Annotated in this window: 9 protein-coding genes and 1 pseudogene; 6 read left to right on the plus strand and 4 right to left on the minus strand. The window is 71.5% G+C overall.

Going from position 1 to position 13,564, the window contains the following annotated elements; all coding sequences use genetic code 11:
- Positions 1 to 88: 88 nt before the first annotated feature.
- The 4 genes and pseudogenes from KA711_01960 to xdhA form a co-directional block, all read right to left on the minus strand.
- Positions 89 to 1,273: an acetyl-CoA C-acyltransferase family protein gene (locus KA711_01960; GenBank protein MCM0607750.1), complete on the minus strand. Its 1,185-nt coding sequence runs from the start codon at positions 1,271 to 1,273 to the stop codon at positions 89 to 91.
- A gap of 79 nt (positions 1,274 to 1,352) precedes the next feature.
- Positions 1,353 to 2,258 (minus strand): xanthine dehydrogenase accessory protein XdhC, encoded by a 906-nt coding sequence (xdhC, locus tag KA711_01965; protein ID MCM0607751.1) that lies wholly within the window; start codon positions 2,256 to 2,258, stop codon positions 1,353 to 1,355.
- A 10-nt stretch (positions 2,259 to 2,268) separates the two neighbouring features.
- Positions 2,269 to 4,635, minus strand: coding sequence for a xanthine dehydrogenase molybdopterin binding subunit (gene xdhB, locus KA711_01970; protein ID MCM0607752.1), 2,367 nt, complete (start codon positions 4,633 to 4,635; stop codon positions 2,269 to 2,271).
- Positions 4,636 to 5,138: 503 nt separating this feature from the next.
- A pseudogene (gene xdhA, locus KA711_01975) lies at positions 5,139 to 6,284 on the minus strand (xanthine dehydrogenase small subunit).
- A gap of 35 nt (positions 6,285 to 6,319) precedes the next feature.
- Between xdhA and KA711_01980 the strand changes: the two are divergent.
- From KA711_01980 to KA711_02005, 6 genes are read left to right on the plus strand one after another with little or no spacing between them, the layout of a single operon-like run.
- Positions 6,320 to 7,282, plus strand: coding sequence for a LysR family transcriptional regulator (locus KA711_01980; protein MCM0607753.1), 963 nt, complete (start codon positions 6,320 to 6,322; stop codon positions 7,280 to 7,282).
- On the plus strand, positions 7,279 to 8,592 hold the full coding sequence (gene guaD, locus KA711_01985) for a guanine deaminase (protein MCM0607754.1): 1,314 nt from the start codon (positions 7,279 to 7,281) through the stop codon (positions 8,590 to 8,592). The genes KA711_01980 and guaD overlap by 4 nt, the downstream gene beginning before the upstream one ends.
- Positions 8,589 to 10,163 carry an ABC transporter ATP-binding protein gene (locus KA711_01990; GenBank protein ID MCM0607755.1) on the plus strand — a complete coding sequence of 525 codons (1,575 nt, stop codon included), beginning with the start codon at positions 8,589 to 8,591 and terminating at the stop codon, positions 10,161 to 10,163. Before guaD ends, KA711_01990 begins: the two co-directional genes overlap by 4 nt.
- Complete coding sequence (locus KA711_01995) at positions 10,150 to 11,256, plus strand: ABC transporter permease (GenBank protein ID MCM0607756.1); 1,107 nt, start codon at positions 10,150 to 10,152, stop codon at positions 11,254 to 11,256. The genes KA711_01990 and KA711_01995 overlap by 14 nt, the downstream gene beginning before the upstream one ends.
- Positions 11,253 to 12,173 carry an ABC transporter permease gene (locus KA711_02000; protein MCM0607757.1) on the plus strand — a complete coding sequence of 307 codons (921 nt, stop codon included), beginning with the start codon at positions 11,253 to 11,255 and terminating at the stop codon, positions 12,171 to 12,173. The genes KA711_01995 and KA711_02000 overlap by 4 nt, the downstream gene beginning before the upstream one ends.
- Before the next feature lie 40 nt (positions 12,174 to 12,213).
- Positions 12,214 to 13,359: a BMP family ABC transporter substrate-binding protein gene (locus tag KA711_02005; GenBank protein MCM0607758.1), complete on the plus strand. Its 1,146-nt coding sequence runs from the start codon at positions 12,214 to 12,216 to the stop codon at positions 13,357 to 13,359.
- Positions 13,360 to 13,564 lie beyond the last annotated feature (205 nt).

The following is a 13,564-nucleotide window of genomic DNA, read 5'->3' on the forward strand; positions in this document are numbered from 1 at the left end:
CGACGGGCGCTGAGCCGCGGCTCACGGTCCGCCTGCGCGGACCGGGACGGCGAAGCGGCCCGGAGCTCTGCGACGGGCACCGACGCGCTCAGAGCCTCTCGAACACCGCCGCGATGCCCTGCCCGCCGCCGATGCACATGGTGACGAGCGCGTAGCGCTTCTGCACGCGGTGCAGCTCGTGGATGGCCTTGACGGCCAGGAAGGCGCCGCTGCAGCCGATGGGGTGGCCTAAAGCGATGGCGCCGCCGTTGGGGTTGACCTTGGCCATGTCGAACTCCAGCCCGCGCGCCACGGCCAGGGCCTGGGCGGCGAAGGCCTCGTTGCTCTCGATGACGTCGATCTGGTCCAGCGTCAGACCGCCCTTCTTGAGCGCCAGCCGGGTGGCCGGGATCGGGCCCTCGCCCATGATCTCGTTGGGCACGCCGGCCACCGCGTAGCTCACCAGCCGCGCCAGCGGCTTGGCACCTGCCCCGGCCGCAGCCTGGGCGTCGCCCAGCACCAGGAAGGCCGCGCCGTCGTTGATGCCGCTGGCGTTGCCAGCCGTCACCGTGCCGTCCTTCTTGAAGGCCGGCTTCATCTTCGCCAGCGTCTCCATCGTGGTGGAGGCCTTCACGTGCTCGTCGGTGTCGAACACCACCTCGCCCTTCTTCGTCTGCTTCACGATGGGGACGATCTGGCCCTTGAAGCGCCCCTGGGCGATGGCCGCCGCGGCCTTGCGGTGCGACTCCACCGCGAAGGCGTCCTGCTCCTCGCGCGTGAGGCCCCACTTGACGGCCAGGTTCTCTGCCGTGAGGCCCATGTGGCCCACGCCGAAGGGGTCGGTCAGCGTGGCCACCATGGTGTCGATCATCTGCACGTGGCCCATGCGCGCGCCGCTGCGCATCTGCGGGCTCAGATAGCCGCCCCGGCTCATGACCTCCACGCCGCCGCCGACGCCGTAGTCGCAATCACCCAGCAGGATGTTCTGCGCCGTGGTGACGATGGCCTGCAGGCCGCTGCTGCACAGCCGGTTGACAGCCATGGCCACGCTGTCCATGGGCAGGCCGGCCTGGATGCTGGCGACGCGCGCCACGTAGGCGAAGCGGCTTTCGGTGGGGATGGTGTTGCCCACGGTGACGTAGTTGATGGCCTTGGGGTCGATGCCGCTGGCGCCGACGCTGGCCTTCATCACGGTGCCGGCCAGCTCGGCCGGTTCGATGTCGGCCAGGCTGCCGGCGAAGGTGCCGATGGCGGAACGGAGGGCGGAAAGGACGACGACGTCGCGCTGGCTCATGGGGGTCTCCTGCGGCCTGGGATGGGGTGGGGCGGCATTGGGCGCCCCCGGGCTGGCGGGAGCCTGACGCTGACGCGGTTCAACCCGGGTGCACCAGCAGCAGCTGCGCCACCACCGCCACCGCGATGACGCCGGGCTCCTTGCCGCGCAGCCCGGGCAGGCCGATGGGGCAGGTCATGCGCGCGATGCGATCGGGCGCCACGCCGCGCTCGGCCAGCCGGCGCTCGAACCTGGCGCGCTTGGTGGCGCTGCCGATGAGGCCGAAGAAGCCGAAGTCGCCGCGGGCCAGGATGTCGCGCGTGATCGCCAGGTCGAGATCGTGGCTGTGCGTGAGCACGAGGAAGGCGTCGCCCGCCGCGGCCGCGGCCACCTCGGCCTGCACGGGCTCTGCGCACACGCGCTCGATGTGCGGCGGCAGCGCCACGGCGGGGAACTCGGCCTCGCGCTCGTCGATCCAGCGCACGCGGCAGGGCACGGCCGCCAGCAGCTTGACGATGGCCCGGCCCACGTGGCCGGCGCCGAAGAGGTGCAGCGTGAACCGTGGGCGCGGGCCGACCCAATGCGATGGCGCATCGGCGGCAAGTGCCGTGTAGCGCAGCACCAGCGCACCGCCGCAGCACTGGCCCAGGCTGGGACCGAGCGCGATGCGGTGTTCCAGCAGGGCTTGGACAGGTTCAGCCCGAACGGGGTGCATCCGCACGCGGGCTGGCCTTGCCTCGGCCTCACCCACAACCGCAGCCCTTCGGGCTGAGCCTGTCGAGGCCCCGGCGAGCAGCAGCGAACGGGCCGTTTCGAGGGCCTGCAATTCCAGATGCCCGCCGCCGATGGTGCCCACCACCGCATCGGCCGCCACGAGCATGCGCGTGCCGCTTTCGCGCGGCACCGAGCCCTGGTGCTCCACCACCGTCACCACCACCGCGGCGCGGCCGGCCGCGGCCCAGGCCTCGGCGGCGTCGCGCACCGGGTCCCAGGCGGAGGGGTTCATCCGGCGGGCATCAGGCGCAGGCGCTGCGGCCCTCGCGCACCGCCTGCACCGCGCGCAGCACGGCCTCGGGCGTGGCCGGGGCGTCCAGTGGCGGGCACACGGCGTGGCCGCCCAAGGCCGACACCGCGTCGCGGATGGCCAGCAGCACGCTGATGGGCAGCAGCAGCGGCGGCTCGCCCACGGCCTTGCTGCGGTGGATGGCATCAACCCGGTTGGGCGCGTCGAACAGCGTCGTGCGGAACACCGCCGGCGCATCGTTGGCGGTGGGAATCTTGTAGGTGCTGGGCGCGTGCGTCATCAAGAGGCCCGCACGCGCGCTGCCGTCGTCGGGGTGCCACACCAGCTCTTCCATCGTCAGCCAGCCCATGCCCTGGATGAAGGCGCCCTCCACCTGCCCGATGTCGATGGCCGGGTTCAGGCTGCGGCCGGCGTCGTGCACGATGTCCGCGGCCAGCAGGCGGTGCTCACCGGTGAGCGTGTCCACCACCACCTCGCTGACGGCCGCGCCGTAGGCGAAGTAGTGGAACGGCCGGCCCTGCAGCGTGGCCTTGTTCCAGTGCAGGCCGGGCGTGGCGTAGAAGCCATCGCTCCACAGCTGCACGCGCGCCAGGTAGGCCTGCTGCACCAGCTGCGGCCAGGGCAAGGCGGCGTGCTGGGGATGGTCGGCCTTGAAGCGCTCGAGCCGTTCGCGCACCGTGCGCGCGGCGGCCTGTGCGGCCTTGCCGTTGAGGTCGGACCCCGTGCTCGCCGCAGTGGCCGAGGTGTTGGCGATCTTGCTCGTGTCGGTGGCGCTGCAGCGCACGGCCTCCAGTGGCAGGCCCAGCTCGTGCGCCACCACCTGCGCCACCTTGGTGTTGAGGCCCTGGCCCATTTCGGTGCCGCCGTGGTTCACGAGCACGCTGCCGTCGGTGTACACGTGCACCAGCGCGCCGGCCTGGTTGAGGTGCGTGACGTTGAAGCTGATGCCGAACTTCAGCGGCACCAGCGCCAGCCCCTTCTTGAGCACCGGGCTCGTGGCGTTGAAGGCGGCGATGGCGGCGCGGCGCCGGGCGTAGCCGCTGGTGGCCACCAACTGGGCCGTCAGCTCGGGGGCGATGTTGTCCTCGACGGGCTGGCCGTAAGGCGTGACGTTGCGCCCGCCGGCCTCGGTGGAGTCGTAGAAGTTGGCCTGCCGCACCGCCAGCGCATCGAGCCCGCAGCGCCGCGCCACGCTGTCGAGCAGCATCTCGATGGCGATGGCGCCCTGCGGCCCGCCGAAGCCGCGGAAGGCGGTGTTGCTCTGCGTGTTCGTGCGGCAGCTGTAGCCGTGGATGGCCACGTGCGGCAGCCAGTAGGCGTTGTCGAAGTGGCACAGGGCGCGCGTCATCACCGGGCCAGACAGGTCGGCCGAGTGGCCGGCGTTGCTGAGCATGTTGATTTCAGCACCGAGGACGCGGCCTTCGTCGTCGTGGCCGATCTGTGCCTCGTAGACGAAGCCGTGGCGGCGGCCGGTGATCAGGAAGTCATCATCGCGGTCCACACGCAGTTTCACGGGCGCGCCCAGACGCCGCGCCGCCACCGCGGCGACGCAGGCGAACAGCGCGCTCTGACTCTCCTTGCCGCCGAAGCCGCCGCCCATGCGCCGGCACTCCACGCGCACGGCATGCGCGGCCACGCCCAGCGCGTGCGACACCACCAGCTGCATCTCGCTGGGGTGCTGGGTGGAGCAGAACACGCTCATGCCGTGGTCGTCGGCCGGCACGGCCAGGCTGATCTGGCCCTCCAGGTAGAACTGCTCCTGGCCGCCCACCGTGAAGCGCGTGCGAAAGCGCCGCGGCGCGGCGGCGATGGCCGCGGCGGCATCCCCGCGCACCAGGTGCATCGGCGGCACCACGTACTGGCCGGCGGCGTGCGCGGCTTCGGCCGTCATCAGCGCCGGCAGGGGCCGGGTCTGCAGCACCTTCGGCGCCAGCGCCGCGGCGCGGCGGGCCTCGTCGCGCGTGCGCGCCACCACCGCGAACACGGGCTGGCCGCGGTAGCGCAGCGTGGCGCCGATGGGTCCGACCGGGCCTGCCTCCGCGGGCGTGCCCGCAAGGATGGGATCGTCGTGCACCAGCGGACCGCAGTCGTTGACGCCAGGGATGTCGGCGGCGCTGAACACGTCCACCACGCCGGGCATGGCACGCACCCGGGTAAGGTCCAGCGCCTCGATGACGCCGTGCGGCACGGGGCTCAGGCCCAAAGCGGCATGCAGCGTGCCGGCGGGCTCGGGGATGTCGTCGGTGTAGTGCGCGCGGCCGGCCACGTGCAGCGCGGCGCTCTCGTGCGGGCGGCTGCGGCCCACCTCGGGGGCGGGGTGCAGGGGCGCGGTCTGCGGCCATTCGGCGGGCTTGTTCATGCGGCCTCCGTGGCGCTGATCCCGCGGTCCCACACGCTGACGGGTGCGCCCGCGGCCGCTTCCAGCGCGGCGCGGCGGATCAGGTTGCCGGCCACCTGCAGGCGGTAGGCGGCGCTGGCGCGCAGGTCGGACATCGGCGTGAAGTCGGCGGCCAGCGCCTGCGCGGCGGCGTCGGCGGCGGCGGTGTCGAAGGGCCGGCCGATCAGCGCGGCCTCGGCGGTCTTCGCGAGGGCCACCGTCGCCGCCATGCCCCCGAAGGCCAGGCGCGCGGCCGTCACGGTGCCGGCGGCGTCGCGCGTGATCGCGATGCCCACGCACACGGCTGAGATGTCGCAGTCGAAGCGTTTGCTGATCTTGTAGGCGAACAGATCCCGTCTCACGCTGGCTTCGACAGGCTCAGCCCGAACGGATGGGGTTTGCGCTCGACCGGAAACCCCCTCCGATTGCACTGAGCTTGAATCCCCGATCGCCCTGAGCCTGTCGAAGGGAGCGCCCGCGCGCCACAGCGGCAGCTCGATGGCGCGCACGAACTCCCCCGGCTCGCGCTGGCTTTTCATGTAGCCCGTGTAGAACGCGTCGAGCGGCACGCGGCGCACACGCTCGCCCTGCTGCAGCACCAGCATGGCGCCCAGCGCCATCAGCACCGGGGCCGAGTCGCCGATGGGCGAGCCGTTGGCCAGGTTGCCGCCCATCGTGCCGGCCTCGCGCGTGGGCCGGCCGGCGAAGCGCAGCCACAGCTCGTGCAGCGACGGCCAGCGGGCGGCGAGTGCGGCCCAGGCGGCCTCCAGCGTGGCGCCGGCGCCGATGACCAGCTGCCCGTCGCGTTCTTCGATGCGTTGCAGCTCGGCCACCGCGCCCAGGTGCACGATCTCGCCCAAGCGCCGGAACTGCTTGGTCACCCACAGGCCGACGTCGGTGCTGCCAGCCAGGATGGTGGCGGCCGGCTTGGCTTGAAGCAGCGTGGCCAGGTGCTCCACCGTCTTGGGCGCGAAGAAGCCGCTGGCGGTGGCCAGCGGCGCATCCGCCAGCAGCGTGCGCAGCGCGGCGGCGATGGCCGTGGTGTCCAGCCGCGCGCCGGGCACCGCGCAGGCCCGCTCGCCGGCATCAAGGATGGGCCGGTAGCCGGTGCAGCGGCAGAGGTTGCCGCTCAGGTCGTCGGCGATCTGCTGCCGCGAGGGCACCGTGCCGGCCGCGGCGTGGCGCTCGCGCGTGGCCATCAGGCTGATCACGAAGCCGGGGGTGCAGAAGCCGCACTGCGAGCCGTGGCAGTCCACCATCGCCTGCTGCACCGGGTGCAGCGGGCCTCCCGTGGGCGAGAGGTCTTCCACCGTCAGCAGCGCCTTGCCGTCGAGCGTGGGCAGGAACTGGATGCAGCTGTTCACGGGCCGGTACGCCACCGCGCCATCGGCCCCGAGCTCGCCCACGAGCACGGTGCAGGCGCCGCAGTCGCCCTCGTTGCAGCCCTCCTTGGTGCCGGTGCAGCGGGCCTCCTCGCGCAGCCACTGCAGCACGGTGCGCGTGGGTTCGGGCGCGCTGTGTTCGACGATGGCACCACGATGGACGAAGCGGACGGGGCGGGTGGAATTCATGCCGGCAACAACTCCCCAGGGACTTACCCGCAGGGTAGCGGGGCGCTTCCCTGCAACCATACAGCATTGCGCATGGTCACCATGCGCCACAATGCATGGCAATGCGACCCGGCTTCGACACCATCGATCTTCACCTCATCCGGGTGTTGCACACGGTGATCCACGAACGCAGCGTCTCGCGGGCGGCCGTCCGGCTGGCCAGCACGCAGCCCGCCGTCAGCGCGCAGCTGCGGCGGCTGCGCCAGCTCACCGGCGACCCGCTGCTGGTGCGCAGCGGCCAGCAGATGCAGCCCACCGAGACCGCCTTGCAATTGCTGGGCCCGGCCGAGCGCTTGCTGCAGGAGGCCGAGCACTTGTTCGGCCGCCACCGCGCCCAGCAGCGCCACAGCGTCTTCGACCCCCCACGTGCCGAGGGCGTGTTCCGCGTGGCGGCCAGCGACTACCTCGACCCACTCTTCCTGCCGCGCCTGGTGGCCCGCCTCAAGCGCGAGGCGCCGGGCATGCGCCTGGAGCTGCTGCCGCTGACGCAGGACTACGACTACCGCCGCCATCTCGGCGCAGGCGACGTGGATCTCGTCGTTGGCAACTGGCTGGAGCCGCCGGAAGAGCTGCACCTGGCGCGGCTGGTGAGCGACGAGATCGTCTGCCTCGTGGCCGAGCGGCACCCGCATGCCGGCGGCCGCGGCTGGACGCGCGAGCGCTACCTGGCCCAGGAACACGTGGCACCGATGCCCATGAGCCCAGGCGCCTTGGGGGTGATCGACGAGCATCTGCGCAACCAGGGGGCGCAGCGCCACATCGTGGTGCGCGCCTCGCACTTCAGCCTGATCCCGCTGATGGTGGCCGACAGCCTGCTGGTGCTGACCACCGGGCGCCTGTTCTGCAGCCGCTACGTGGGCACGCTGGCGGTGAAGATCGTGCGCTGCCCGGTGGCGTTTCCACCGCTCACCTACTACCAGCTGTGGCATGCGCTGACACACGCCGCGCCCAGCCAGCGCTGGCTGCGTGAACAGGTGCGCGCGGTGGCCGCGGGGCTGGGCTCGGGGGCGGCGGCATGAACGCACCCGCCGTGTGCGCCATCCGCGCCGACCTGCTGGACTTCACCGCCGCACCGGCCTGGGGCGACGCGTCCGATGCCGCAACCGGCGTGCGCTGGCGGCCCGACCACTGGCTGCTGGTCGACGCCCAGGGCTGCATCTCCGCCGTGCAGGCGGAAGAGCCGGGCCCCGGCCTCGAGCGCCACGACCACCGCGGCCGCCTGCTGCTGCCCGGCTTCATCGACAGCCACGTGCACAGCCCGCAGGTGCCGGTGCTGGCGAGCTACGGCACCGAGCTGCTCGACTGGCTGAACACCTACACCTTCCCCAGCGAGACGGCCTGGGCCGATGCCGAGCACGCCACGCGCGGCACCGAGCTTTTCCTCGACGCGCTGCTGGCCCACGGCACCACCACCGCCGCGGTCTTCCCCACCGTGCACAAGGCGTCGGCCGAGGCGCTGTTCGCCGGTGCCATGGCGCGCGGCATGCGGATCATCGGTGGCAAGGTGCTGATGGACCGGCACGCGCCCGAGGGTCTGCGCGACACCGTGGCCAGTGCCGAGCGCGACAGCATCGACCTCATCCAGCGCTGGCATGGCCGCGGCCGCTGCAGCTACGCGCTCACCGTGCGCTTCGCGCCCACCAGCACGCCGCAGCAGCTGGTGATGGCTGGCGCGCTGTGCCGCGCCGACCCCACGCTCTACCTGCAGACGCACCTGGCCGAGAACCGCGACGAGGTGCGCTGGGTGGCGCAGCTCTTCCCGCAGGCCCGCAGCTACCTGGCGGTCTACGACGACGCCGGGTTGCTGCACGAACGCAGCGTGCTGGCCCATGGCCTCTGGCTCGACGCCGACGACCGCGCGCGCCTGGCCGCCACTGGCGCACACGTGGCGCACTGCCCCACGAGCAATCTGTTCCTGGGCAGCGGGCTCTACGCCTGGCGCAGCGCGCTCGCGGCCGGCCACGCGACCAGCCTGGCCAGCGACGTGGGCGGCGGCACGGCGCTCAACCTGCTGCGCAATGCCGCCGCGGCCTACACGGTGCAGGCAATGCAGGGCCAGCGCCTCACGGCCTGGGCGGCGCTGCACGCCGCCACGCGCGGCGGCGCCGAGGCGCTGCGGCTGGGCCACGAGATCGGCAGCCTGGAGCCCGGCCGCATGGCCGACCTGGCCATCTGGGACTGGGCCGTCGGCACGCTCGACGCCGAGCGCCAGCGCGTGGCCCGCGGCTTGCATGAGCGGGTGTTCGCCTGGATGACCCTGGCCGACGAACGCCATCTCGCGGCCACCTGGGTGGCCGGACAGGAACGCTACCGGAGGAGAACGACGTGAGCAGCGCGCCGCGACTGGATCCCGACCAGGCCGAGCTGCGACTGCAGCTCTCTGGCATTTCCAAGCAGTACCCTGCCGTCAAGGCCAACGACGGTGTCTCGCTGCGCGTGAAGCCCGGCGAGATCCATGCCGTGCTGGGCGAGAACGGTGCCGGCAAGAGCACGCTGATGAAGATCATCTACGGCTCCGTGCAGCCCGACGAAGGCACGATCCGCTTCGACGGCCAGCCGGTGCGCGTGGCCAGCCCGGCGTGGGCGCGCGCCCTGGGCATCAGCATGGTCTACCAGCACTTCAGCCTGTTCGACACGCTCACCGTGGCCGAGAACGTCTGGCTGGGTCTGGACAAGAGCCAAGCACTGCCGGAAGTGACGGCGCGGATCACCGAGGTGGCCGGTGCCTACGGGCTCGATGTGGAACCCGCCCGCCCGGTGCACACGCTCAGCGTGGGCGAGCGCCAGCGCGTGGAGATCGTGCGCGCGCTGCTCACCGACCCCAAGCTGCTGATCCTCGATGAGCCCACTTCGGTGCTCACGCCGCAGGCGGTGGACAAGCTGTTCGTCGTCTTGCGCCGGCTGGCGGCCGAAGGCACCAGCATCCTCTACATCAGCCACAAGCTCGACGAGATCCGGGCCCTTTGCCACCACTGCACGGTGCTGCGCGGCGGCAAGGTCACCGGCGAGGTGGATCCGACGCAGGAGAGCAACGCCAGCCTGTCGCGCCTGATGATCGGCGCCGAGCCGCCGGCCCTGGCGCACGCGGCGGGCGCCCCGGGGCCGGTGGTGCTGCAGGTGAAGGCGCTCTCGCTGCCCACGGCCGACCCCTTCGGCGTGGCTCTCGACAGCATCTCGCTGGCCGTGCACGCGGGCGAGATCCTCGGCGTGGCCGGCGTCTCCGGCAACGGCCAGCAGGAGCTGCTGGCGGCCCTCTCGGGCGAGGACCCGCGTGCACCCGCCGGCAGCGTGGTGCTCTTCGGCCAGGACATCGGCCGCCATTCGCCGCGCAGGCGCCGCCACGAGGGCCTGCACTTCGTGCCCGAGGAGCGCCTGGGCCGCGGCGCCGTGCCCACCATGAGCCTGGCCGACAACACGCTGCTCACGCGCAGCGCGGGTGCACGACCTCTGATGGGCGCGATGGGCTGGCTCAAGCGCAGCGACATCACGGCGCTGGCCGCGCGGGTGATCGAGCGCTTCCAGGTCAAGGCCGGGGGGCCGGGCGCGGCAGCGCGCTCGCTGTCGGGCGGCAACCTGCAGAAGTTCATCGTCGGCCGCGAGATCGATGCCGCGCCCAAGCTGCTGATCGTGGCCCAGCCCACCTGGGGCGTGGACGTCGGCGCCGCGGCCCTCATCCGTGGCGAACTGCTGGCCCTTCGCGACGCCGGCTGCGCACTCCTGGTGGTGAGCGAGGAGCTCGAGGAGCTTTTCGAGATCAGCGACCGGCTCGTCGTCATCGCCCGCGGCCGCGTGTCGCCGGCATTGCCCGTGGCCGAGGCCACGGTGGAGCGCATCGGCAGCTGGATGTCGGGCTTGTGGGCGGATGCCCCGGCGGCGGAGGTGGACCATGCTGCGCCTTGAAGCCCGTGCCACGCCCTCGCAGGCCATGACGCTGGCCTCGCCGGTGCTGGCGCTGCTGCTCACGGCCGCGGTCGCGGCACTGATCCTCGCCGGCCTGGGCAAGGACGCGCTCGCCGGCCTGCAGGTCATCTTCCTGGAGCCGCTGTCCAACCGCCGCCAGATCACCGAGGTGCTGCTGAAGGCCACGCCGCTGATCGTCATCGCGCTCGGCCTGGCGGTGTGCTATCGCGCCAACGTGTGGAACATCGGCGCCGAGGGGCAGTTCCTGCTGGGCTGCGTGGTCGGCGGAGGCCTGGCGCTGTGGCTCTCCGGGCTGGCTCAGCAGGGCATCGTGCTGCCCAAGCCGCTGGGCGTGGCGCTGGTGCTGCTGGCCGGCATGCTGGGCGGCGCGCTGTGGGCGGCGCTGGTGGCACTGCTGCGCGACCGCTTCAACGCCAACGAGATCCTCGTGAGCCTGATGCTCGTGTATGTGGCGCAGCAGGTCGTCAATGCGCTGGTGTTCGGGCCCTGGAAAGACCCACAGGGCTTCAACATGCCGCAGACGGCACTGTTCCACGCCAGCCTGCACCTGCCGCCGCTGGTGGAGCGTTCGCGGCTGCACGTGGGCCTGCTGATCGCGCTGGTGCTGGCGGTGGTGGCGGCGCTTTTCCTGTTTCGCAGTTTCCGCGGCTTCCAGCTGCAGGTGGGCGGCCTGGCGCCTGCGGCGGCGCGCTACGCCGGGTTCTCATCGCGCGCGGCGCTGTGGACGGCACTGCTGCTGTCGGGCGCGCTGGCCGGTCTGGCCGGGGCCATGGAGGTGGCGGGCCCGATCAAGCAGGTGACGCCCTACCTGAGCACCGGCCTGGGCTTCACGGCCATCATCGTGTGCTTCGTCGGTCGGCTGCACCCGCTGGGCATCGTTGGCGCGGGCGTGCTGCTGTCGCTGATGCTCATCGGCGGCGAGCTCGCGCAAAGCCGGCTGGGGCTGCCCAACGCCATGGCCAGCGTGCTGCAGGGTCTGTTGCTGCTCATCCTGCTGGCCTGCGACACCTTCATTCTCCAGCGGCTGCGCTGGGTACGCGCCCGAAACCCCTCGAAAGGAGCCGCGGCATGAACGAGACCGCGCTGCTCATCAACACCGCGCTGGCCAGCGGCACCACGCTGGCGCTGGCCGCCCTGGGCCTGCTGATCAACGAGCGTGCCGGGGTGCTCAACCTGGGCGCCGAGGGGATGATGCTCGTCGCGGCGGTGGCCGGCTTCGCGATCGCCTTCACCACCGGCAGCGACACGCTGGGCTTTGCCGCTGCGGCGCTGGCCGGCGCAGCGCTGGCGGCCGTGTTCGGGCTGCTCGTCATCTTTCTCAACACCAACCAATACGCCACGGGCCTGGCGCTCAGCCTGTTCGGCTACGGCTTCTCGGCCTTTGCCGGGGTGGGCATGGTCGGCAAGAGCCTGAGCGCGCGCGAGCAGCACGCCATCCCCCTGCTCTTGGAACTGCCTTTCGTGGGGCCGGCGCTGTTCAGCCACCACCCGATGGTGTACGGGGCAATGGTGCTCACGGCGGGCATCGCCTGGTTCTTCTACCGCACGCGCGCGGGCCTGCTGCTGCGTGCCATTGGCGAGAACCCCGAGCCCGCGCACGCCCTGGGCTATCCGGTGCGGCTGATCCGCCTGGCTGCCGTGTGCGCCGGCGGCGCGCTGTGCGGGCTGGCCGGGGCTTACGTGTCGCTGGTGACGGCGCCGCTGTGGGTGGAGGGCCTGACGGCCGGCCGCGGCTGGATCGCGCTGGCGCTGACCGTCTTCGCCACCTGGCGGCCGGCGCGCGCGCTGATGGGCGCCTACCTCTTCGGCGGCGTCACGGTGCTGCAGCTCAACCTGCAGGCGCAGGGCGTGGCGGTGTCGAGCCATATTCTGACCATGCTGCCCTACATCGCCACCATCGTCGTGCTGGCGCTGATCAGCCGCAATGCGGCCTTCATCCGCCTGAACATGCCGGCCTCACTCGGTAAGCCCTTCCGGCCCGGTTCATAATTTTCGATTTGCCACCCGCCCACCCCAGGAGAGAACCCCGATGAACGAGAAGATCACCCGCCGCCTCTTTGCGCTGGCCGGCCTCACGGCCGCCGCCGTGCTGGCCGGTTGCGGCAAGAAGGAAGCCCCGGCGCCCGCCGCGCAGGCCCCGGCCGCCGCCAGTGCGCCCAAACCCGATCCGCTGAAGGCCGCCTGGGTGTACATCGGCCCCGTCGGCGACGCCGGCTGGACTTTCGCCCACGACCAAGGCCGCAAGGCCGTGGAGGCGGAGTTCGGCGACAAGGTCAAGACCACCTTCGTCGAGAAGGTGCCCTATGCCGACGGCGAGCGCGTGATCCGCGACCTGGCCGCGCAGGGCAACAAGGTCATCTTTGCCACGAGCTTTGGCTACATGGACGCCATGCTCAAGGTGGCCGGCGAGTTCCCGGACGTGAAGTTCGAACACGCCACCGGCTACAAGACGGCGCCGAACATGCGTGTGTACGATGCCCGCTTCTACCACGACGCCTACGTCAGCGGTGTCATCGCCGGCGGCATGACCAAGTCCAACACCCTGGGCTTCGTCGCCAGCTTCCCCATCCCCGAGGTGCTGCGCAACATCAACGCCTTCACCATGGGCGCTCAGAGCGTCAACCCCAAGATCAAGACCCGCGTGGTCTGGGTCAACAGCTGGTTCGACCCCGAGAAGGAAGGTGCGGCTGCGCAGGAGCTCATCAACCAGGGCGCCGACGTGCTGCTGCAGAACACCGACTCCACCGCCGTGCTGCAGACGGCCGAGAAAAACGGCAAGTTCGCCTTCGGCTGGGACAGCGACATGAGCAGCTACGCGCCCAAGGCGCACCTGGCGAGCAACATCGTCGACTGGGGCCCGTACTACAAGAAGTCCATCAAGGAGGCGATGGACGGCAGCTGGAAGGGCGAGCAGCGCACCATCTGGGGCAAGCCGGAAGGCGCCAACGACGTGATCAAGATCGCCGACTTTGTGCCCGCCGAGCTCAAGGCCAAGGCCGAGGCCGCCAAGGCCGGCATCAAGAGCGGCCAGATCGAGGTCTTCACCGGCCCCATCGTCGGCGCCGACGGCAAGGAGCGCCTGGCCAAGGACACCAAGGCCGACCAAGCCTGGAAGGACAAGGTCGACTTCTACGTCAAGGGCGTGGAAGGCCGGATCCCGAGCGGCAAGAAGTAGGCCACTCCCACCGCACGGCCCGCTCTGCGGGCCCTTCAAGAACAAGCAGGGCGCCCTCCGGCGCCCTTTTTCTTTGGCCCCGCCACCCGCCAGGGCGGGAATGGTTCACGAACCTCACCCCTTATGCGCTTTTTCCTCAAGTCGGTTCGACGCCCGCCGAAGTCCCGATCGTGCTCCTCCCGGCGGGAGGCGCCACGCGCCCGAC

Origin of the sequence: Ideonella sp. WA131b, from assembly GCA_023657425.1 — a bacterium.
Lineage (GTDB): Bacteria > Pseudomonadota > Gammaproteobacteria > Burkholderiales > Burkholderiaceae_C > Rubrivivax.

Excerpts from the sequence above, each read along its gene's own strand:
- KA711_01960 (MCM0607750.1), bottom strand. The coding sequence starts at position 1,273 with ATGAGCCAGCGCGACGTCGTCGTCCTTTCCGCCCTCCGTTCCGCCATC.
- xdhC (MCM0607751.1), bottom strand. The coding sequence starts at position 2,258 with ATGAACCCCTCCGCCTGGGACCCGGTGCGCGACGCCGCCGAGGCCTGG.
- xdhB (MCM0607752.1), bottom strand. The coding sequence starts at position 4,635 with ATGAACAAGCCCGCCGAATGGCCGCAGACCGCGCCCCTGCACCCCGCC.
- KA711_01980 (MCM0607753.1), top strand. The coding sequence starts at position 6,320 with ATGGCAATGCGACCCGGCTTCGACACCATCGATCTTCACCTCATCCGG.
- guaD (MCM0607754.1), top strand. The coding sequence starts at position 7,279 with ATGAACGCACCCGCCGTGTGCGCCATCCGCGCCGACCTGCTGGACTTC.
- KA711_01995 (MCM0607756.1), top strand. The coding sequence starts at position 10,150 with ATGCTGCGCCTTGAAGCCCGTGCCACGCCCTCGCAGGCCATGACGCTG.
- KA711_02000 (MCM0607757.1), top strand. The coding sequence starts at position 11,253 with ATGAACGAGACCGCGCTGCTCATCAACACCGCGCTGGCCAGCGGCACC.
- KA711_02005 (MCM0607758.1), top strand. The coding sequence starts at position 12,214 with ATGAACGAGAAGATCACCCGCCGCCTCTTTGCGCTGGCCGGCCTCACG.